The sequence below is a fragment of the Psychrobacter sp. Arc29 genome, from assembly GCF_041431175.1.
In the GTDB taxonomy this organism is placed as follows: Bacteria; Pseudomonadota; Gammaproteobacteria; order Pseudomonadales; family Moraxellaceae; genus Psychrobacter.
In genome coordinates, this window is the sequence record NZ_JASMRR010000001.1 from 659,618 (window position 1) to 682,673 (window position 23,056).

The window sequence follows — 23,056 nt, forward strand, 5'->3', positions numbered from 1 at the left end:
TAGTTTTGGTCATTGACCACTATTTACCAATGACTTCATAATGACACTCTCAATCACATATCGGTATGTAGAGATAGTCGAAGCATTTAAAAAACACAGTAAAATTTAGCAGATATTCATATCTAAATATTAGTAATACCTAACAGTGATAAAATCTAAAAAGGATGGGCGGTAATGAGCGAGCAGTCACCAGAACAAACCATGGACAATCTAAATCAAACCGCCGCAGGCGCTAGCGACACCGCAACTGAAAAAGAGTTTTTAGACAATATTCGCCAAAACATTGATGCGGTCGACTGCGAAATCCAAACACTCATCAATAACCGTGCCAAGCTGGCGCAACAAGTAGCAGCGGTAAAGAAAAACCACACGGCCGCTGATGATAATACCAACCCTATATTTTATCGTCCTGAGCGTGAAGCGCAGGTGTTAAAAGCGGTCATGGAGCGCAATACGGGTCCAATCGCTGACGAAAAGATGGCGCGTTTGTTCCGTGAAATCATGTCAGTATGCTTAGACTTAGAGGCGCCGCAGCGTATTGCCTTTTTAGGACCAGTTGGCACCTTTACCCATGCCGCTGCACTAAAGCATTTTGGCAAAGCTGCTGATACCGTACCAATGACGACCATTACCGATGTATTCCGTGAAGTTGAAGCAGGGACTGCGATGTATGGTGTTGTCCCTGTCGAGAACTCTTCAGAAGGGGTGGTCAATCATACTTTGGACGGATTTTTATCTTCTACGCTAAAAATTATTGGTGAAGTTGAGCTACCTATTCATCAGAACTTCTTGGTCGCTGAGCATACTAAGCTTGATGGTTTGAGCCGTATTTATTCGCACCAGCAGTCATTGGCGCAGTGCCGTCATTGGCTAGATGTGAATTTTCCTAATGTGGAGCGCGTTGCGGTATCAAGCAATGGTGAAGCGGCGCGTCGCCTCAAAAACGAATGGCACTCAGCAGCAATCGCTGGTGACGTTGCGGTTGCAGAGTACGGCTTGCATAAGCTTTACTCAAACATTGAAGACAACCCAAGCAATACCACCCGTTTCCTTATCATCGGTCATGAGGCCATTGCGCCTTCTGGTCAAGACAAAACCTCCATCGTTGTCTCAGCCCATGACAGAGCTGGTGCATTGATCGAAATCTTGAAACCTTTGTCATATCATGGCGTATCGATGACCAGTATCGAGACACGTCCTGAGCGTCCTAATAAGTGGGCATATGTGTTCTTTATTGATATGAACGGTCATATCAATGATCCAAATGTCAGCGCCGCTATCAACGATATTCGCCCATTGGTAAAAGATCTGCGCATCTTAGGCTCGTATCCAAAAGCAGTATTGTAGAAATATATCGGCTCATCTATTAGCTTGTTTATCTATCAAGATTGACACCTAGTAGATGGGTGATCGCATTTAGTGATAACATCAAAGGATAAACCATGCAGCCTGATCAATTGACAGCATCAAACCTATCGCCATTAACGCCAGCTTACGACAGTATTTTGGCGTTGGCACCTTATCAGACAGGTAAACCAATTGAAGAGCTGACGCGCGAATATGGTGTCTCAGATGTGGTGAAGCTGGCTAGCAATGAGAACCCGATGGGGTGCTCACCACGAGTGACGCTAGCGGTCACTGAGCAGTTGGGTCAATTATCACGTTATCCTGATGGCAATGGCTATTATCTGAAGCAAGCATTGGCTGACTTTAATGACGTTAAAGTCGAGCAGATTACGCTTGGCAATGGCTCTGATGATTTGCTCGATATTTTGGCACGTAGTTTTGTGGGTGCTGATGATGCCATCGTCTATAGTCAGTATGCATTTGTGGTCTACTCTATGCTGGCGAAGATGCAAGGCGCTATGGATGTTGAGGTGCCTGCTCATCGGTTTGGTCACGACCTAAAAGCCATGAGTCAAGCAGTCCAAGATAATCCCAATACCAAAATTGTCTTTATTGCCAATCCCAACAATCCAACTGGCACGCAGCTAGACCGCAAGGAGCTGCGTCAATTCGTTACTAGTGTGCCAAGTTCAGTCTTGGTTGTATTGGATGAAGCTTATATCGAGTATAGCCCTGAGAGTAACAACCGCGCATTATTAGACGAGTTTGATAATGTCATCATCGTGCGCACGTTTTCTAAAGCTTATGGGCTGGCAGGTTTACGTGTGGGCTATGCATTAAGCTCAGTAGCTGTTGCAGAGTTATTAAACCGAATTCGTCAGCCGTTTAATGTCAGTCGTGTAGGCCTAGCTGCTGCCGCTGCGGCACTTGCTGATCAAGATTTTATCGAAAAAACGCGCCAGATGAATGATGAGCAAATGCGTTGGTTAGAAAAGCAGTTTGATACATTGGGATTGGGGTTTGTGAAGTCGCATGCCAATTTCATTATGGTTGAGGTGCAGGTTGAGATGGAAGATATAACTGCGGCGTCAATCCATCAAGCACTCCTGGAGCAAGGCGTTATTGTTCGGCCGTTAGGCGCTTATGGGCTGCTAAACTGGTTGCGTATTACGGTGGGTGTGGCCGAGGACAATTTACGTTTGATTGATACTTTGCGTTCTATTCTGAGTGAAGACTAAGCACATCTATAGGTGCTTTTTAATTAGAAAACTGTTCTTAACTAGCCATTAACTTATATAACGCTGGGATTTACCGAAATGTATCCGAGCGCGTTCAACGAGAAAAGCCGTGAGTCGTCAGAAAAAAAACAATCTTCAGCCCTCTTTAAATATGCATCGACCTATATTCGAACAAGTTTGTGTGATTGGACTTGGGCTGATTGGTGCTAGCTTTGCGCAAGCCATTAAAGATAATGGCTTAAGTGAACGACTGGTAGCAGTCGATAGGCATGCACCAAGTATAACAGAAGCCATCGAGCATGGTCTGCTTGATGCTGGTAGTGCAAACTTACAAGACGTCATAAGCGGTAGTGATTTAATCATCATTGCAGTGCCTGTACAGGCAGTACAAGCAGTGTTTGTAGACATCAAACAGGCTATGGACAACGGACAGCTCGCTACCAATTGCATCATGACGGATGTCTGTAGTACCAAGGTCAATATCATTGACGCGGCCAAAGTGGTTTTTGGTTCGTTGCCGGTAGGGTTGGTGCCTGCGCATCCAATTGCTGGGGCTGAAAATTCAGGGTATCATGCCAGACGCGCCAATTTATTTGTCAATCATAGTGTTATTATCTGTGAGCTAGCTACCACAAGTAATATTGCTATTACTAAGCTGCGATTATTATGGGAATCAGTGGGCGCAAATGTTATATCGATGGATGCAGGTCACCATGATCGTATATTAGCGCATACCAGCCATTTGCCGCATTTGCTTGCCTTCAACTTGGTTGAGCAATTAGCAAGCCACGATGATAATTTAGATATGTTTCGTTATGCCGCTGGTGGGTTCCGCGATTTTACGCGTATCGCCGCAAGCGACCCTAAAATGTGGCATGATATATTTTTTGCCAATCAAAGCGCCATTGTGAGCGCCCTTGATGAGTATGGTGTCTATCTGCAAACCATGCGCCAGCTCATCATTGATAAAGATTCAACCGCCCTGATGGGACTTTTGGGCCGCGCGCAAGCCGCACGGCGACATTTTGGCCATATGTTAGCCAGCACCCCTTATACGGATACTTCTGCCATGTCAGCTTCTTATAATATTACCCCTAGCAATACTGTCTCTGGCACCATTGCCATTCCTGGTGACAAATCTATCTCGCATCGCAGCATCATGCTCGGCAGTCTTGCCACAGGCGTAACCCACGTTACTGGATTTTTGGAAGGGGAAGATGCCCTTGCAACGCTGCAAGCATTTCGTGATATGGGTGTCACGATTGAGGGCCCTGATAATGGTAACTTGACCATTCATGGTGTTGGTATGAATGGCCTAAAACCTAGTAAAACCCCTTTATATATGGGTAACTCTGGTACCAGTATGCGTCTACTATCTGGTATCTTAGCAGCGCAATCGTTTGATAGCGTGTTGACAGGTGATACTAGCTTGAATAAACGCCCGATGGAGCGTGTGGCTGCACCGTTACGCGCGATGGGTGCCGTCATCCAAAGTACGGGTCATAGTGGTACGGCACCGCTTAGCATCACGGGTCGCGATACAGCTGGTAAGCCATTGCAAGGCACCGAATATGATATGCCAGTGGCGTCAGCACAAGTAAAATCTTGCTTGCTGCTAGCAGGTCTATGGGCCGAGGGTACGACAACGGTCACTCAGCCTGAAATCAGCCGTGACCATACCGAACGTATGCTATCAGCCTTTGGTTATCCAGTAACTGTAGAAGGCAATCGTATCAGTGTCACTGGTGGTGGCACACTAACAGGCGGCGATATCGCGGTTCCTGCCGATATCTCATCTGCAGCGTTTTTTATGGTGGCCGCTGCTATTAGCCAAAATAGTGAGTTGACCTTGACGCAAGTCGGTATCAATCCTACGCGTACTGGCGTTATTGATATTCTAAAATTAATGAATGCAGATATTAGCCTAAGCAATGAGACCCATGTTGGCGGCGAGCCAGTGGCTGATATTACCATTCGCAGCTCAAACTTGGTCGGTATTGAGATACCAGAGCATCTCGTACCACTAGCAATTGATGAGTTCCCTGTACTGTTTGTCGCGGCTAGCTGTGCGCAAGGGCGTACCGTCTTGACTGGCGCTAAAGAGTTGCGTGTTAAGGAGTCGGATCGTATTGCGGTGATGGCAGAGGGCCTACAGACGCTTGGCATCGATTGTACCGTCACTGATGATGGGCTGATTATTGAAGGCAAAGGCACTGCTACTGAGAACGGCGATATAAATAATAGCCAGCCTGTCTTTGGTGGTGGTCACATTGTCTCGCATCATGACCACCGTATTGCGATGAGTTTCTCTGTTGCGAGTCTGCGTGCTGCTGAGCAAATTACCATTGAGGGTACGGAGACGGTCAATACCAGCTTCCCAGGTTTTGCTGAGCTGGCTAACCAAATCGGTATGTCTATTCAAGTGGATACTGACGCTGAATAAATGAATGAGTGTGGATTAATACGCTCCTATGATCATGCACTGTAAAGCATCCATAAAAAGCTCAATCTAATATCGTTAGCAATGTACTCATGTCACTATTGGCATGAGTACATTGCTTTTTATCTTATAATTTCACTGTAGTGACCCTGCGCTTTCACCACTAGATTGATAATAATAATCAGAATTAGGTGAGGGTGCGCTTTGCTCTAAAAAGTTGTCCTGTACTATGACTACCCAAAATGTCGTCAAAAAGCCTGTTGCACCGATTACCACAACCAGACGCGGTATTATCACTGCGCTTATTGCCTTTTTTATCTGGGGTGGTTTCCCTTTATACTTTAAGCAATTATCCGATTATGATGCAACAGAGATTATCGGGCACCGTATTGTTTGGACGTTTTTTTGCCTACTCATTGTATTGGTAGCGACCAAGCGTTGGGGGTGGATAGAGACGCTTAAACAAAACCCAAGATGGATCGCGTTGTCACTCGTCTCTGGTTTGATTATCGCAACCAACTGGCTGACCTATGTATGGGCGGTCAATCACGATCGTATCCTTGAGGCAAGTTTGGGATACTTTATTGGGCCATTGGTGGGTGTTGGCCTATCGATGATTTTATTCAAAGAGCGCCTGCGCACGCTACAATGGGTAGCCATTGGCTTTGCACTACTGTCTGTAGTCATTCAAGTGGTGATGCTTGGTAGTCTGCCGTGGATATCATTGATTTTGGCGTTTAGCTTTAGTACTTATGGCACCATTCAGCGGCAAACCCCATTGACTGCTGTCGATGCTATGTTTGTTGAAACGGCCATGCTAGTACCCTTATGTATTTGGTGGTTTTGGCAGTCAGATGTCGTCAGCCATCAGCTAAGCTTTTGGTTTAGCGCAAACATTTGGTTATTGATGCTCGCAGGCCCGATTACTTTGATACCGCTATTATTATTTAATAAATCGACCAAACTTGTCGCATATAGTATCTTAAGCTTTATGAATTATCTGACGCCGACCTTTATTTTCTTCTTAGCGGTATTTTATTACAATGAACCATTTGATCTACATCGTCTGGCAGTATTTGGTTTAATTTGGTTAGGGTTACTATTATTTAGCATTGATCTGTGGCGACATCGTCCAAGTAAATTGTTAAAGGCTGAGCGTCTACGCAAAGAGGCTTTATAATCGGTTAAGTAAAGAACTAAAAATACGCACAAAAATTAGCAAACAAGGATGGAAGCATGTTTCATACCCAGTCTGACGTAGTATTTATAAAAGGTCTAAAAGTTGAAGCGGTCATTGGTGTGTTTGATTGGGAGCGCGCCATTACTCAGCCGTTACTGATCGATATCGCGCTTGAGACGGACATTCGCCGTGCTGCTGTGTCCGATGATGTCAGTGATGCGCTGAGCTATAAAGAAGTCTGCGATGATGTGAGCGAGTGGTGCAAACAGATTCAGGCAAAGCTGCTCGAGCATTTGGCTGGTCAGATCTCTGATAAGCTATTTGCAAAATATGACTGTCAAAAAATCACGTTGAGCATTGCCAAGCCGACTGCCATTGCCCAAGCAAATGCGGTAGGGGTACAAATAACACGTTATGCGCCAGCGCTAACCAACGAGTCAGCTACTAAAGAAGTTAATGACAGCCAAGCCGATGATGCATAAAACGTCGATGGAGTTGAATGTGGCAACGCTAACACAATGCGCACCTGAAACTGTGCAAGCGCAGTCTGTGGTAGAGGTGGTGTTAGCGCTAGGTAGCAACTATCAAGCCGAGAAGTATCTACCGCTTGCTCGAGAGCGTTTGGCAGCGCTGGGTGAGGTAAAGCTATCTACGGCTTTTCAAAACCCTGATTTTACTGCAACCTTGGAACAGCCAAAGCCTGACTATACCAATCAATGTGTCCATCTAACACTGAATACACCGGTGAGCCTGCAGCAACTACAGCAAACCTTTAAAACACTTGAAGGGAACTGTAATAGATGTCGACAGACTGAACCAAATCAAGTGCGACGAGTGACGATGGATATTGATATTTTGATGGTTAGATTGGCTACTATAGAAAATAGCCTAAGTAGATACTCGATATTTAAATCAATATATGATTGGATAGTAATGGCAGATCGTTATCCCTTTAAAGCACATGAAGAAGCTGGGGTTAAAGAATTGACCGCATTTGCTGATTAGTTGATTAGTTGTTTGAATAATGTTTTGAGGAAAAATTGATAATAAATAGATAGATGGTAAATTAATTTATTTTAACTGACACTGACTACATCTGATATTTTTGCAGTAGATAAGACTAGGGGGCGTACAATGTATTGTACGCCCCCTAGTCTTATTTGTTTTACTGAAGTTCTAGTAGCTACTTCTGCTCGTTATCTGCTGCATCGATATCAGCACGACCAATCACATCTAAATCCTCTAAACACAACTTATCGTATTCCTTTTTGCAGAAATTAGGATCGATATCACACATCGCTGACTGCAACTGATCGAGACGATTCTCTGATTGTTGAATGTGTTCGAGCATTTTAGCAAACGCTTCTGCGACAGGGTCTTGTGAATAGGGATCAATACCATAGGCACGGAAGGTATTAGTGCGCTTTTCAGTAGAGGTGGTGTCTGTTGGTTGATCTCTGCTGATATTGCCAGCTTGCGCGACTTTCTCTTGTTGCTTGGCATCTTGTACTTTTGTCGCGATGGGATTGCCTTTTTCATCGTGATGATCTGAGATCATACGAGCGGCACTACCGACCATCGTAGCGCCTGCTGGTACTGGTTTGACTACCACTGCATTCGAGCCAATTTTGGCGTTTTTGCCGACTGTAAATGGCCCTAAGACTTTTGCACCAGCACCAACGGTTACACCATCTTCTAGCGTTGGGTGGCGTTTGCCATTATTCCAAGATACACCGCCTAGAGTAACACCGTGATACAACGTCACGTCGTTGCCAATCTCAGCAGTCTCACCGATGACGACCCCAACACCATGATCGATAAAGAAACGCTTACCAATCTTGGCAGCAGGGTGAATCTCAATACCTGTAATAATACGCGAGCCGTATGAGATGACGCGAGCCGCCAGTTTCTGTTCATGATTCCACAGACAGTGCGCACCTCGATGTAAAACAAGCGCATGGATACCTGGGTAGGTTAGGATGACTTCCAGACTATTACGCGCTGCAGGATCGCGGTTAAATACCGCATCGATATCTTCTTTCAAATCTTTTTTGATGCTGACAAGCGATCTGAACAATTTGGATGGCAATGACATAAAGCGTCCTATCTATTCGTCGGTAAAGTAGCGTTGCTAAAGTAGCAATGTCTTTATTTTATGGTCATGATGGTTAAATAATGATGAGAGTATATTGTTGCTCATTTTTTCTAAGTTATAACAGCTTTGTACCGCAAAATATAGTAAAAAGCTGTCAAATGAAGGCGAGCTGATAAGCAATGACTTGTTTTAGTCTTTGGATAATTTTGCAATCAAAGCGCTTAATAGCTGATACTCTTTTTGATCAAGCTGTAGACGTGATCCCAGTCTGGATAGGCGTGATGGTAATGACTTTAGATGTTCGCTATTTGCCAGACCGCGCTGTACCATAAGGTCAGTAGTGCGCTGAGTAAGCTGTTGCAACTGCTGCTGATTGATAGCAGGCTCATCCCACTGTTGACGCAAATTCACATTAATCGTCGATTGGGCTTCTGCGCTTGTATCCGAATCTAAATTATCAGCTGTCTGAGCATGCGTTTGAGCATAAGCAAAGATAAAGCTTGCAATGACCTGCACTGCTGAGGCGACATTTAATACAGGGTAAGCAGGATTGGCGTCAATTTGAATGTGATAATCAGCATAAGCCAACTCTTCATTGGTCAACCCACGATCTTCACGACCAAATAATATAGCGATATTCGGTTTGCTAGAAACAGCGTCTGATGAGGTGTTAACGTTATTATCATTTGCACTTAAAGCCGACTGTGTATCGATAAAATCAAACATAATCTTAGCGGCTTGCGTGGGTGTCACAACAGGGCGCGGCAGATGACGACTACGACTGCTAGCAGCAAACACCAATTGACAGTCTGAAATAGCAGACTCTAAGGTAGGTGTAATCAAAGCTGACGATAATAATTCACTACCACCTGCCGCATGAGAGACACTGGTCTCGTCAATTGGCAATTTGGGGTCGACAACGGTTAAACGGGACAAGCCCATGGTATGCATGGCGCGTGCGGCTGAGCCGATATTGGCAGGCAAAGTCGTATTGACCATGATGACTTGTAAGCAGTCGAGGTATTCATTCACTGTACGGGCTTGCTCAGTAGATGATAAAGAGTCGTTACTCATTATTGCCCCAATCTTTGATTGATTTCTTGTTCGGCGCGTTGTAATGCGGCGGCAATCTCTTCAATAAGGTCAGCTTGTTCACTAATGCGTCGCTCACGGCAGTGCTCTTGCAATCGGCTACTAAGACGAACCAGCTGAGTCGTACCCAAATTGGCACTTGCGCCTTTTAGGGCATGAGCAGTTTCAAAGCCGTTGGCGTTATCATCTTCTTGCTGAGCGATTCGCAGTGTCGCAACGCGTTTTTGACTGTCATTGAGGTACACTTGTATCAGCTCGACAAAGTCTTCTTCTAGCAAGTCACGCATGTCTTCGAACTGTTCGTGGTTGATAATCTCTTCATCAGTCTGACCAGTCATATTATTATTCGTCATGTCAGTCATGGCTTTTATCCAATTGTTAAAAGTTAAAGCAGTCAAGTTACTATAGTAGATTTTTGGTGGGATTGTACATTTTAGCTGTAATGAAAGTGTAAGTTATCTTCACTAACTAAAGTCTTCAGCTGTTGCAAATTATCATCGTTCGGGTAGACCCGCCAATGTTCAGATAGCCCCACATTTGCGATACCATAAACATCATACACGCTCAAGCCAAGTGGCAAGCAGTTATCATTGATAGAAGCATCCGTATTACTGAGCGCATTATTTGCATAGCTTTGGAGCATGCTATTTTGATTCAATGCGTCATGGTTCATATCGTTCTCTAGAGCCAATAAATCATTGCCATTTTCATCATACAAACTGCCGCCCATGGCAGGGTCGTAAGTGTTACTACCATTATTGCCTTGCTCATCTTGCTCTTGATTATAAGCTAAGCGTGGCTCAGGAATGATGTCAGCCTGTGCAGATTTGAGTAATGGCTGCAAGCGCGTGAGTAGATCGATATCGCTACCATGGACTTTGATACTGATTTTTTTGAGCCAACGTAGGCGCGCATCGACCATGCTCATGGCACTATCAAGACGCGCAAACAAGCGTCCGTCACGCTCACGAATACTGCCTTTGATAATGACAACTTCATCGATTTTCAATTGCTCTTTGACGCGGTTGAAACGCTCAGCATAGCAGCTGACCTCGAGTCTCGACGTGCCATCATCTAACGTAATCACATTACGATTACCAAAATTGGCAATATCTATAATGAGTCCTGCAAAATAGCAGCTACCATTATAACCAGTATCTGCCAGTTTATTAAGACGAGCGTCAGAGGTGTAGCGTTTTAACTCGTCTAAATATTCATTAATTGGATGACCGGTTAGGTATAACCCCAAGGTGTTCTTTTCCGCTTTTAGGCGATGCTTGTCGCCCCAGATCAGCTCTGGCGTCATCACGAGCGGCGGCGCTGCAACGACTCCATCCATCTCACCGAACAAGTCCATCATACCAAGCTCGTTGTTCTGCCGATCTTGCTCAGCAGCTTGTACCGCGCTTGGCAGTTGGCTCATCAATGCACCGCGAATCTCAAACGCGGCATCTGCGGGCAGGTCAGGACGCAAAGTAGCAGCAAAGTCATCAAAACAGCCCGCGCTAACCAATGCTTCAAGCGTGCGCTTATTGACTTTTTTGATGTCCACACGGCGGCAAAAATCATATAAGTCTTTAAAAGGTCCTTCGCGTCGACGAGCATTAACGATGGACTCGACAGCCCCTTCACCAACACCTTTGATCGCCCCAAGACCATAAATGATATTGGTCGGCGTATCCGCGACGAAATGCCACTCGCTGCGATTGACTGACGGATTGACCACAGTCAAATCAAAGTTTTCGCGGCAATCATTGATAAAGAACACCACATTGTCGGTGTTGTTCATATCGGACGTTAATACCGCTGCCATAAATTCAGCAGGGTAGTACTGTTTGAGATAAGCCGTTTGATAGGCAAGTACCCCGTAAGCGGCAGAATGCGAGCGGTTAAAACCATAACCTGCAAACTTTTCCATTAGGTCAAACACGCCGCCTGATGTGACCTCGTCGATGCCTTGTGAGGTGGCACCAGTGACAAAGATATCGCGCTGCTTTGCCATTTCTTCAGGTTTCTTTTTACCCATCGCGCGGCGCAGCATATCAGCACCGCCCAGACTATAACCTGCCATGACCTGCGAGATTTGCATGACCTGTTCTTGATAGACAATAACGCCGTTAGTATTTTCTAAAATCGGTTCGAGATTGGGATGGTCATAAATGACTTCCTCACGGCCGTGCTTACGGTCGATATACATCTCTACCATGCCTGCATCAAGTGGGCCGGGACGATAGAGCGCACACATGGCGATCACATCTTCGATATTGGTCGGCTGCAGTTTGGCCAAATACTTTTTCATGCCCATACTTTCTAGCTGAAAGACGGCGGTAGTTTTGGCATCTTGCAGTAGCTTATAGGCTTTAACATCATCGAGTGGCAAATCTTCCAATACCAATGCGGGCACGTTTTCTTTTGCACGGCGCAAATTGATATTCTCAACCGCTGCGTTGATAACGGTTAAGTTGCGTAGACCCAAAAAGTCAAACTTTACCAGACCGACAGCTTCTACATCGTCTTTATCAAACTGGCTGACACGGTGCCCATCGTCATCACAATAAATGGCACTAAAGTCCGTGATTTTATGCGGCGCAATCAGTACGCCACCGGCATGTTTACCGACGTTTCGGCAGACGCCTTCAAGCTTAATCGCCATCTCCCAGATTTCAATGGCATCTTCATAATCCATGTTATCAGGATTAGAGATCAAGTCTTTAAGCTGTGGCTCTTGCTCAAGCGCTTGGCTTAGGGTGATACCGGGAGTTTTGGGAATGAGTTTAGATATTTTATTGGCCAAAAAATACGATTTGCTTTGTACGCGTGCCACATCTCGCACGACCGCTTTTGCGGCCATCGTACCAAAAGTAATAATCTGTGAAACGGCATCACGACCATAAGTTTGCGCCACATAGTCGATCACGCGGTCACGGCCTTCGATACAAAAATCGATATCGAAATCGGGCATGGATACCCGTTCAGGGTTCAAGAAGCGCTCGAATAACAGATCGTAATGAATCGGATCAAGGTCGGTAATATTGAGCGCGTAGGCGACCAATGAACCTGCACCAGAACCACGTCCAGGGCCTACTGGCACGCCATTGGCTTTCGCCCAGCGGATAAAGTCCATGACGATAAGAAAGTAACCAGGGAAGCCCATGGATAGAATAATATCCAACTCATAGGCGAGGCGCTCATCGTATCTCTGACGGAAGTCGCTCCAATTATCAGTACGTGCTTCGACAGGAAACAGCTTGTCTAAGCGCTCTTCAAGACCGCGCTGCGACTCGGCCCGAAAAAACGATTCAATCGTCTCGCCTTCAGGGACAGGGAAGTCAGGCAGTACATTAATGCCTAGCGTTAAAGTGACATTACAGCGGGTTGCCAAGCGTAAGGTGTTATCGACCACTTGCGGAATATCAGCAAACAGCTGCGCCATTTGATCTTGGGTTTTGAGATATTGCTCATCTGAGTAGGTCTGCGGGCGATTTGGATCGGCAAGGACATAAGAGCCTGCGATACATACGCGGGCTTCATGCGCATCAAAATCCTCTTGCTCCAAAAAACGCACGTCATTATGCGCAATGATGGGGATGTTGTGTTTGGCACCTGAATGGATGGCTGCTCTAATAAAGGCATCTTCGCCTGAACGATTGGTACGCTTGATCGCAAAGTATAAACGATCGTCAAATTGTGCTTGCCACTCGGTGAGCAGCTCATCGGCTTTTTCTGGCATAGAGCCAACCAGTGCTTGACCAACATCTGACTTTTCGGTGAGTAGCACAATCACGCCTGCCGCATGTTCTAGAATATGACTACGCTTGATAACCGGCGTACCATGATTGACAGGATCAGCGCGACCTTCGGTAAACCCAAGCGACACGATACGGGTAATGTTTTGATAGCCTTCGTTGTTCATTGCGAGTAGGGTGAGGCGTGTGTCTTCATTATCCATGATGACTTCGCTGCCGATAATGGGCTTGATACCCGCGCCTAGGCAAGCACGGTAAAACTTCACCGTGGCATATAAATTGGATAAATCGGTCAAAGCCAGCGCACGCTGATTGTCAGCTGCCGCCGCTTTCACGAGCGGTTTGATGCGCACGATAGAATCGGTGATGGAATATTCGCTGTGGATACCAAGGTGTACAAATGCCATAGAAGACTCTTACTAGTACGATCAAAAGAAATAAGCTACTGATAAAATAATTGATGATTATCAATAATTTGTAGTGTTATCGAGAGGTGGTTAAGACCTCGGAAGCCATGTTGATACGTTTTAAATGGGGTCGTTAATAATAGCATTATTTGCTACCAACAGCCACTAATTGCAAGGGTTTAATCTGAGTAAGATAAGTCATCATGCTAATTTAATTAGGTAAGAAATGATATAAGAAACCCCTCAACACGATAAGGCGTAGAGGGGTATATAATTGATAATTAAAGACAATTTGACTTAGTATCCAACCACCGCCGCATCAACAATACGGGGGTCAGAAGAGCCATAGACGCCGTTCGGTGTGAGCATAATCGATTGCGTGGAGCCCATGGCTGATTTTGGACTGACTGTGTGACCCATAGATTCTAGTTTTTTGACCGTATCAATATTTAGTGCTTTTTCAACTCGAATCTCATCAGGTAGCCATTGGTCATGAATACGCGGCGCGTGGGTTGCCTCAGCGATGTTCATATCATGGTCGATGACGTTAGAGATGATTTGGGTGACGGTCGTGATGATACGACTACCACCTGGGCTGCCAGTGACAATGTAAGGTTTGTTGTCTTTAAATACGAGCGTTGGACTCATCGAGGATAGCGGACGTTTATTGGCTTCAACGGCATTGGCGTCACCACCAATTAATCCGTAACCATTAGGTACCCCCGGCTTGGCAGAAAAATCATCCATTTCATTGTTTAACAAAATACCTGTGCCGTCAGCCACGAGACCAGTGCCATAAGAGAAGTTCAACGTATAGGTGTTGGCGATGGCATTGCCGTCTTTATCAACGATAGAGAAATGCGTGGTTTGATCGCTCTCATAAGGGAGCGGGTTGTTGGCTTTGATGGTAGATGCTGGCGTGGCTTTATTGGGATCAATCAAAGTGCGCAGTTTATCCGCATAGGCTTGTGACGTTAAGCCGCTGGCAGGGACATCAATAAAATCCGAATCACCTAGGTACTCAGCACGATCTGCATAAGCCAGTTGCATCGCTTCTGCCATCAAATGAATGGTTTGTGCGCTGTTTTGACCGTAGTCCTTGAGGGGATAGCCTTCTAAGATATTTAATATTTCAATGATGTGAATACCACCAGAGGAGGGTGGCGGCATTGAGACAATCTCATAGCCACGGTAATCGCCTTTGACAGGCACGCGGGCGATGGCTTCGTAATCGGCTAAATCCTGTAAGCTCATGCTACCGCCCGCAGCATTGACGGCTTTTACGATGTCACGCGCGGTTTCCCCTTTATAAAACCCGTCTGCACCTTGTGTTGCAATGCGCTTTAGCGAGCGGGCAAGCTCAGGCTGCTTTAACCGCTCACCCGGCTGATAAACGCTACCGTCCGCTTTAAAAAACACTTTTTTGGTGCTTGGCCACTTTTGTAAGCGATCACTCAAAGCAGTGAGCGATTCGGACAAGCCTGCGGTGACCTCTATGCCATCTTCTGCCAATGCGATCGCTGGTGCCATGACTTGCTCGCGGCTCATGGTACCATGCTCTTCTAGTGCTTTTAGTAGCCCTGCTACTGTCCCCGGCACACCAACGGCTAGGCCATGATAACGAGATAAGTCACTGACTGCGTTGCCCTCATCGTCGAGATACATATCACGAGAGGCGCTACTTGGTGCTTTCTCGCGATAATCAAGCGCGACGGTTTTGCCTTGCTTAGCGTCATAAATCATCATAAAACCGCCACCACCGATATTACCAGCACGTGGCAAGGTTACAGCAAGGGCAAAGCCAACCGCAACCCCAGCATCTACCGCATTACCACCGTTTTTCAAAATCTGCAAACCGATGTCGGAAGCAAGCGCTTCTTGGGTGGCGACCATGCCATTTTTTGCCCATACTGGATGATGAATTGCATCTTCAGAGTAGATAGCTTGGTCACTATTAGCATTGTTTGATGTGGTTTTGAGAGTACTGGTTTTCGCTCGTGTGATGCGCTTAGTTTCAGATAGGACAGTTGGATTGTCCGTCATAATGGCTAAATTTAGCGCATTGGTATCAATGGATGTGTTATTGACCGTGGGGCTGTTGGCTGAAACGGTTGGCTCTAGCGCATGGGCTGAGACAGACAGTAGTAGCGCACTCGTAATCAGTAAAGCACTAGATTTTAACTTGTTATGAGTCTTTGGTTTTTTTTGCTGAGTAATTCGATGCTGGTGAGATAATGATGGTGACATCGCAAAGTCCTTTTTGGGCAAGTAGAAAAAACAGGGTATCAAATAAATACGCTTAAATAGTAACGAAAATATCAAATAGTAGAAAGTTGTTTATCATCTTTTATGATTTGAGTTTTTATATGATGTGCAGTATGAGTGGTCTTCTACCGATATATACATAATTAGTGTCATGTAAGTTGTGCAGAGAAGCTCACTAACCAGTGAAGATTTTCTTTAAAAGTAGGTCTTAATATTACTAAATTGTAACGTCTTGTGATATAAATAACACTACTAATGTACATCCGTTAACGACTGGCTATTTATACAAAGAGATTCTTATGTCATCAAACCATGTTAATAACCGTAATCGACAGTGCCACTCTGAGATGGCGAGTAATTATTTGCCTATCATCAACAATAAAAACAATAATAGTCATGTATTTCAAACAGGCAAATTAACCTCTATCGCTTTGCTAGTTGGTAGTGCATCGCTTATGCTTACAGGTTGTCAATCAAATCCGACTGCCTCAGCGGATGTGACAGCCTCCAGTACACTTATGGATTTTAGCACTGCAAATCCTGCTCAGAGCCAACGTCAAGGTCGCGCTTTTACGGCTAGTCAAGATGCCCAAGCTGAGCGTTACGCGCAACTGTTTGATCAAGAAAAATATCCCAATACTGAACACCAAGCCAAGGCGCATTTATTGGCAGCGATTCGCCAGCATTTGGCAACAGAGCATGTGGCCGTCGCGCAAGCCAATTACCAAGCAGTACCATTCATCGATGCCGATAGTATTGATGCAGGCTCAAGCAGTTTGCTTAGAACGATTATAGAAACCTATGCGTATCAGCCTGAGGGAATGTACGACAGTAGCGATGATGAGCCATACAATTCTGAGCCATACAATGATGACCACAATTATGATGGGACAGAAGACGCTTTAGAGTCGGATTATCCTAGCGACTATGCTGGCGAAGAACAAAAAGCTGAGCAAGAGAAAAAAGCGATTGCGGCCATACTGGCTGAAGCAGGTGAAAATGAGCCAGCAAGTGATAATGAAGAGTATGACTACGATGCAGAAGACTATGATAGCGACGATTATGCCAGTGATGACTATTCTACTGATGAATATGATGAGTACGGCGGTGAGACTGGAGGCATGCTCTCCGGCATGTCGGGGTTAAACCCAAAAACAATGGCTGCAAAATATGAGGCCATGCAAATGGCAAAACAGCAAGCCAAGACAGAGCCGACCAATAGTGACGGGCTATCAATGTCTTCTACTGGCTTGATTGGTAACATACTGACGATGTTCAGCCGCACTCCTGAGCAAATCGCTGCATCCAACGCCTATCAATATCAGCACTTGACGTTCAATAGTGTCAGTCAGTACAACCCCAAACAGCGGCAATTACAAAGCGTCTATAGCTACGACTATGCCACGCCAACGATCAGCTCATCCATACAGATACCAGTGGCATTTGATTTTAACAACAGCAGTGTCACGGTCGACCCATCGGCAATCATGCCAATCGTTGCGCTCGTCAATCCTGAGAACACCCCATTACCCTCGCAAATGGCCTCACATACGGTCAGCTTTGGATTGCCTGAAAGTATCATGGCGCAGTTGCCACCAGCAGTGCTTTATGATGCGGTGCTCAATGCCATACAGAGCAGCATGGCAGAATTGGCACCTGAGCATTTTAGCGCCGTAGATATCAGTGGTGATGCGTTTGCTAAAGAAGTTGGTGCGACTCGAGCAGTAAAAGTTTATTTTGGCAGTCAGCAAAGTGGTGAAATGATTGGTAAGACTCTGAAATATGTGACGAAATCGTTGCAAGAGTATGTGGATGCCAACCCAGATAAATATCCTGATGGAGCCATCCTAAAAGCCGCGCTTGCTAAAGTTCAGCTATACAACAAAGGCTATCAAAGTGCGGATGTGGGTTCGCTATTGCAGCTTATCGAAGCCATTGGTCCTATCTCTTTTAATCAGATTAATTACTATTATTTAGATAACTCAGATCGCCTGCTTGCCAAGCAGCAGCGCGTCAATATCGGTGGTGATTTGCTGGGCTCTACGACGACTATGCTCAACCAAGTACGTTATGATAAATCTAGCTTTAAAAGACATGCCCTAACGCCATTGCTGGCAGAATCGTTTGGCTCAAATGCGGTAGCGCCTATCGATGGTAATGCATGGATAGCAGCGCAGCGCCAGAAAAAAGACAGACTACAAACGGCACGCTATGCGCGCTACGATTATGAGGATGGCAGCTTAGAGACTGATTATAGTAGTGACGAATATGACAATCGTTATGGTGCAGAATCAATCGATGAGAGCCGTATCGGCGATGCTAAAGATGATAATGAAAAATAGAGACTACGTCGCATTTAAGCATATGTCTATTAAGGATAAAAAATGAAAACAGCACATCAAACGCTTACACTATGTCTGTCATCTATGATGAAAAGTCACTTATTATTGACCAGTACATTGCTGTCAGGAGCATTACTCTTAACGGGTTGCCAATCTGCCAATTTGAACCAGTCAAATGCATTGACCGTTAAGCAATCACCTAGTACGGCTAAAAAGACGTTAGCGACTGCATTACAAAAACAGCGCCGCCAATCGTTCAGCTACCATAGTAATATCGAGATCAGTAACCATCAGCAGCGTACGGCGACATCTGGCACACAAATAGTGGCATCAGATTATGTGGATGCACATTGCGAAGAGACGCATGACCAAGCCTATGCGGCATTGATCATGCAGGCAAAAAAACAAAACAAAGATATTTCAGCTGCGGATTACGATGACAAGCGTGATGCTATCAAACAGTCTTATTTTGAGTGCGTCAATGCTTACCATGCATGGGATGATCATCAGTACGATAGTGATGTTAAGGTTGCGCCAGATTATCAGGCACTATTTGACAACTATGAAGACAAACCAAAGCCGCTAGATATAAAAAAAGCGCAACTGCTAGATGAGTACTTGCTAAAACCGTTATCTATCAATGCTCAAGGCATCTATCAGCCGATGGCAGGCAAGGCGACGATGCTCGCCAGCGCTCAGTATCAAGCGCGCAATCATCATAGTAGTATCAATCAGCCTGTCTACATCGACATGAAAAATGGTGATATATACCTATGGGCAGATAACTTTGCGATGTTCAATTCTGAGCTATTAGACGATAAGCTCGGTACAAAATGGCAAAACAAATGGCTCAAAATAGCGATTGATGATGGAACGCTCCCTAAAGGATTCGGTAGTGAGGTGATAAAAAGCCATTTTGCTGCATTGGATCTGACTTATGAGGCGGCGCCTGTTAGCCAGTTCAACTATGTCGCGCCTAATACGCTTGCATCGCTATCTCCCAAGTTGCCTGCGCATCAGCTATCAGCAATGATCTCAACTGACCAAGTGATTCGCCGACTGCAAAGTTTTGATAGCTATCAAGACGATTATCAAAATTATCTGCAAATCTTCTACAAGCGCATTAGCCAAAAATACCCAGAGCTGGTAAAAGAAGCCGAGCCTATGACAGCCTTTGAGACGATTCAAAGCTCAAAGGAACTCACTAGTAAAGCGATGGCACAAATAATACTGGCTATGATAAATGCTCAAATAAATGATGAAGACAAGACAGAATCTGAAGTCGCTGCAAACACCACAGTAGAAGAGCTATATGGATTTGACAAACGTGGTCAGCTCAAATGGCAGCATCTGCACCGCCAACTAGATAACACTGGCAAAACTGCGTCAGATAAAAGTATGACAATAGATGTCTTGCAGCAGTATTCTGCTATTAATGGCAAAGATAAGGCATTTCCGAATCTGCCAAATAATGTTCAATCACCGAACGCCAGCAATAGCATTGATATGCGAGAATACGGCCCTGAGCTGTTGCAATATTATCGCGATGGTAATGGAACAGCAGTGGGTAAGATGATCTTTACTATATTGCCAATGGCGAAAGCTCGCTTTGATGCGATTGAGTAATTAACAGTTGGGTAATTAATAGCTAGGCTCACTGAGTTTTGAGTAGAATAATTTTATATTAAAAAAGCGCACCGTTTATACGATGCGCTTTTTCTATACAAGTCACTATTTTTCTGTGCAAATCACTATAAATTCATAAGTGGTTATGGGCACCAATCAGATGGCTAGTGACAGACGGTTAGTGACAAGTTACATACCTTGATGATGTGGTTTGCCATGGCCTTTACGATCTTTTGAGTGCTTACGACCTTTTTCTTGTCTTTCTGATTTGAGCTGTTCCATTTTTGCACGCTGCTCAGCGGTTAATACCTGAGAGATGGCATGCTGCGTTTGGACGCGCTCAATAAAGCGCTGTTTTGCTTTTGCCGCTTGCTGATCGGCTAAACGGTTTACCGCCGCGTTGTTCAACGTACTTGCATTGGTCAGTGCTTGTATTTGTTGTTCCATTTGTGCGCGTTCAGCTTGGTTTTTTGCACGGTCAGCAGTACGATCGCCATGTTTTTCTTGCATGATGGCTTTGATTTGCGCTTGCTGCGTCGCTGTTAGATCCAGTTTTGACATTGGGCCTCTCATGGCGCCGTCTTTATGGTTCTTTTGCATTTGATTCATTGGCGCGGTGTCAGAGGCTGCATTGACACTAGAGCATGCTGTCACAGTAAATACGCTAGAAGCTGCTAATACTGAGCCCAATAATAATTTTTTCATGATGACATCCTTTAATTACAGTGAGTTTGGTTAAATAAATACTAAAGTCTTATCTTGCAAGCATCGCGTTTTAAGCGCTATTAATCGTTGTGATTAGTCGTCTTAAAAGTGCAGGTCTTGCGGTTGATAGAAGCTATCTTACGGTAGTTAAAGGTTACGAACATTTATGAAGTATTAAGAAAGGTAACGTTTATAGCGAATTGATACGCGCTTGCCTGATAATATGGGCAAGTAAACAAATGAAAGCCAATTAAAATCATGGAAAGGAGGTGAGTGTGCCAAATATATTGATAGGCGATGATGATGAAGAGTTGACTCAGTTACTACAAGAGTATTTGCACAACCATGGTATTCATTGCGACTGTGTCCATGATGGTGCAGCGGTTATACAACGATTAAAAGCGGTGGCGCATGATGATTCTGCTTATGATTTGCTCGTCCTCGATATCATGATGCCAAAAATAGATGGGCTAAGTGTGCTGCGGCAACTGCCAAATATCAGTGATATCCCTGTGATTATGCTGACGGCAAAGAGTGAGGAGATTGATCGTATTATTGGTTTGGAGCTGGGCGCTGACGATTATATCACCAAGCCCTGTAACCCCCGCGAGCTACTGGCGCGTATCAATGCCGTGATTAAGCGTACCAACACGACCACGTCTGAGCATACGCCGCTACCAGAGAGTCGCTTGCATCTTGATCAAAACCAGCGTGTTTGTGAAATAGATGGTGTAGCACTACAAGTGACGGGAACAGAGTTTGACTTACTCGTGGCGCTGCTCAAGCAAAAAGGGGAAGTGGTCAGCAAAGCATGGCTGTCAGAGAATGTCTTGCAGCGTGAGTTGCAGCCTTTTGATCGTAGCCTTGATGTGCACGTGTCTCGCCTGCGCAAAAAACTTCAGCCTTTTCATGACGAACCAATAAAAGCGGTACGTGGTAAAGGCTATCAACTGGTGCTCTAATCATGAAATCGTCGATGCAAAATTCCAGTAGTTCCATCAAAGCACCGAAATTCAAAGTGCGAATTACGCTGTTTTGGCGTTTATTCCTAAGTCTATTACTGACGATACTAATTACCTCACTGTTATCCATTATGGTGGAGCGCTGGCTGGCTGAAAAAGAGCTAACGGCTCGTATGGACATACAAATTGAGAGTCTATTAATTCAGCGTCAAGAGATGGTCGATGCGCTGCGAGTGGGTGATTTGATAGCTGTCAGGCAGATGTATCGTCAAGATCGACGCCTCATGAGTCAAATTAGAGTCTACGATGAGCAGGGCGCTATTATATTTCCGCGTTATCGAGATAGAGACGAGCGCACGCAAGGGCGTGGGCAGAGCGGGCAGCAGTCGATGGAACGAGCCATGCAGCAACCACTGCCGCCACTACCTAGAGCTTACGATAATAAACCAAGCAATCTGAATGATGAGATACCCACAAGACAGCCTTCTGTTTTGCACGAAATATTAAAACCAATAATGTCGAGCAGTGCTGCGATAGCGGATATTGATGCGCGTCCTGAGCTGGCAGATATCTCGGTTGAACTGCCTGATGGACAATCAGTCATCATACAGTTGCGCCCGCACCTACGTTTTGCAGATGTGGTGGAGCTACAGCATGGTAATTTCCCTATACGTTTATTATTAATTATTGCCTTTAGTGTATTGGTTTGTGTCTGGCTCAGCCGTACGTTGACTCAGCGTATTGGACGTGTACAGAGTACCGTGCACCGTATGATTGATGGGGATTATCAAGCCAATCCAGCGCTATCAAAAATGGGTGATGATGAGCTAGGGCTACTGGCCAAAGACGTGGCTCATTTGTCAACGAGACTGGCTGATAGTGAGCTGGCGCGTAAGCAGATGCTCAGTGATATCTCGCATGAGCTGCGCTCACCGCTCGCGCGTCTCGATGTTGCAACTGAGCTGACTCGTGATTTTGCACCCAATGCCCATCGTTATTTAGACCGTATTGACAAAGAGTCTGCGCGGATGAATGAGTTAATTGAGCAAATCATCCATATTCAGTCCCTACAAATGCAGCAATATACGATTGATAATTTGGAGAGCGAAGCAGTCAATTTGTCCGAGATTATCAGTGACATCGGGCAGGATGTGTGTTTTGAGTTTCAGCATAAAGAGGTCAGATGGCAGTGGCAACCACCTGAATATTTATTATCAAATGATTTAAAAAGCGCTTGGACAGTACAAGGCAATCAAGAGCAGTTGCACAGTGCACTTGAGAATGTCGTTCGCAACGCTTTTATGCATACGGCAGCGGGCTCAACAGTCAGCGCTGAGATGAAAGCGGTGCAGATAGATAATAAGATGCCTGCGATTCAGATTACCATCACGGATGAGGGCGGCGGCGTCGCTGACGATGACTTAGAGCGCATCTTTCAGCCATTTGTCCGTCTCGACACGGCTCGTCATCGTGACACGGGCGGTTATGGGTTGGGGCTGGCCATTGTTCATGCTGTAGTGATGGCGCATAGGGGATATATCAACGCCCATAATCGACGAGATGGTGTACTAGGATTGGTGGTGCAGATAGTATTACCGATTAAATAGTAAA

Annotated in this window: 16 protein-coding genes; 10 read left to right on the top strand and 6 right to left on the bottom strand. The window is 45.2% G+C overall.

The window, feature by feature from the left end; translation table 11 throughout:
• Window positions 1-174 precede the first annotated feature (174 nt).
• From pheA to QO189_RS02825, 6 genes are all read left to right on the top strand, one after another.
• Window positions 175-1,347, top strand: a complete 1,173-nt coding sequence (gene pheA / locus QO189_RS02800; RefSeq protein WP_058024282.1) for a prephenate dehydratase — start codon at window positions 175-177, stop codon at window positions 1,345-1,347.
• A 95-nt stretch (window positions 1,348-1,442) separates the two neighbouring features.
• On the top strand, window positions 1,443-2,585 hold the full coding sequence (hisC, locus tag QO189_RS02805; RefSeq protein ID WP_371531415.1) for a histidinol-phosphate transaminase: 1,143 nt from the start codon (window positions 1,443-1,445) through the stop codon (window positions 2,583-2,585).
• A 151-nt stretch (window positions 2,586-2,736) separates the two neighbouring features.
• Complete coding sequence (locus QO189_RS02810) at window positions 2,737-5,028, top strand: bifunctional prephenate dehydrogenase/3-phosphoshikimate 1-carboxyvinyltransferase (protein ID WP_371531462.1); 2,292 nt, start codon at window positions 2,737-2,739, stop codon at window positions 5,026-5,028.
• Between the two features lie 226 nt (window positions 5,029-5,254).
• A complete protein-coding gene (rarD, locus tag QO189_RS02815; protein ID WP_371531416.1) occupies window positions 5,255-6,205 on the top strand; it encodes an EamA family transporter RarD in 951 nt (316 codons plus the stop codon).
• Window positions 6,206-6,261: 56 nt separating this feature from the next.
• Window positions 6,262-6,687: a dihydroneopterin aldolase gene (gene folB / locus QO189_RS02820; protein ID WP_371531417.1), complete on the top strand. Its 426-nt coding sequence runs from the start codon at window positions 6,262-6,264 to the stop codon at window positions 6,685-6,687.
• Between the two features lie 19 nt (window positions 6,688-6,706).
• Window positions 6,707-7,210 (top strand): 2-amino-4-hydroxy-6-hydroxymethyldihydropteridine diphosphokinase, encoded by a 504-nt coding sequence (locus QO189_RS02825; protein ID WP_371531418.1) that lies wholly within the window; start codon window positions 6,707-6,709, stop codon window positions 7,208-7,210.
• A 178-nt stretch (window positions 7,211-7,388) separates the two neighbouring features.
• On the opposite strand, the gene cysE is transcribed toward QO189_RS02825, so the two are convergent.
• From cysE to ggt, 5 genes are all read right to left on the bottom strand, one after another.
• Window positions 7,389-8,300, bottom strand: coding sequence for a serine O-acetyltransferase (gene cysE / locus QO189_RS02830; RefSeq protein ID WP_371531419.1), 912 nt, complete (start codon window positions 8,298-8,300; stop codon window positions 7,389-7,391).
• 189 nt (window positions 8,301-8,489) lie between these two features.
• A complete protein-coding gene (locus tag QO189_RS02835) occupies window positions 8,490-9,374 on the bottom strand; it encodes an RNA methyltransferase (protein ID WP_371531420.1) in 885 nt (294 codons plus the stop codon).
• Entirely contained in the window at window positions 9,374-9,754 is a 381-nt protein-coding gene (locus tag QO189_RS02840) for an Hpt domain-containing protein (protein ID WP_371531421.1), read from the bottom strand. Before QO189_RS02840 ends, QO189_RS02835 begins: the two co-directional genes overlap by 1 nt.
• Window positions 9,755-9,825: 71 nt before the next feature.
• A complete protein-coding gene (gene dnaE, locus QO189_RS02845; protein WP_371531422.1) occupies window positions 9,826-13,545 on the bottom strand; it encodes a DNA polymerase III subunit alpha in 3,720 nt (1,239 codons plus the stop codon).
• Window positions 13,546-13,842: 297 nt separating this feature from the next.
• Window positions 13,843-15,792 (bottom strand): gamma-glutamyltransferase, encoded by a 1,950-nt coding sequence (gene ggt, locus QO189_RS02850; RefSeq protein ID WP_371531423.1) that lies wholly within the window; start codon window positions 15,790-15,792, stop codon window positions 13,843-13,845.
• Window positions 15,793-16,109: 317 nt separating this feature from the next.
• Between ggt and QO189_RS02855 the strand changes: the two genes are divergently transcribed.
• Window positions 16,110-18,152 carry a hypothetical protein gene (locus QO189_RS02855; RefSeq protein ID WP_371531424.1) on the top strand — a complete coding sequence of 681 codons (2,043 nt, stop codon included), beginning with the start codon at window positions 16,110-16,112 and terminating at the stop codon, window positions 18,150-18,152.
• Between the two features lie 42 nt (window positions 18,153-18,194).
• Complete coding sequence (locus QO189_RS02860) at window positions 18,195-19,778, top strand: hypothetical protein (protein WP_371531425.1); 1,584 nt, start codon at window positions 18,195-18,197, stop codon at window positions 19,776-19,778.
• Between the two features lie 189 nt (window positions 19,779-19,967).
• Here the strand turns inward: QO189_RS02860 and QO189_RS02865 are convergent, their stop codons facing one another.
• Window positions 19,968-20,483 carry a Spy/CpxP family protein refolding chaperone gene (locus tag QO189_RS02865; protein ID WP_371531426.1) on the bottom strand — a complete coding sequence of 172 codons (516 nt, stop codon included), beginning with the start codon at window positions 20,481-20,483 and terminating at the stop codon, window positions 19,968-19,970.
• A 275-nt stretch (window positions 20,484-20,758) separates the two neighbouring features.
• Between QO189_RS02865 and QO189_RS02870 the strand changes: the two genes are divergently transcribed.
• Together QO189_RS02870 and QO189_RS02875 are read left to right on the top strand one after the other, a co-directional pair.
• Window positions 20,759-21,445: a response regulator transcription factor gene (locus tag QO189_RS02870; RefSeq protein ID WP_371531427.1), complete on the top strand. Its 687-nt coding sequence runs from the start codon at window positions 20,759-20,761 to the stop codon at window positions 21,443-21,445.
• Window positions 21,446-21,459: 14 nt separating this feature from the next.
• Window positions 21,460-23,052, top strand: a complete 1,593-nt coding sequence (locus QO189_RS02875) for a sensor histidine kinase (protein ID WP_371531428.1) — start codon at window positions 21,460-21,462, stop codon at window positions 23,050-23,052.
• Window positions 23,053-23,056 lie beyond the last annotated feature (4 nt).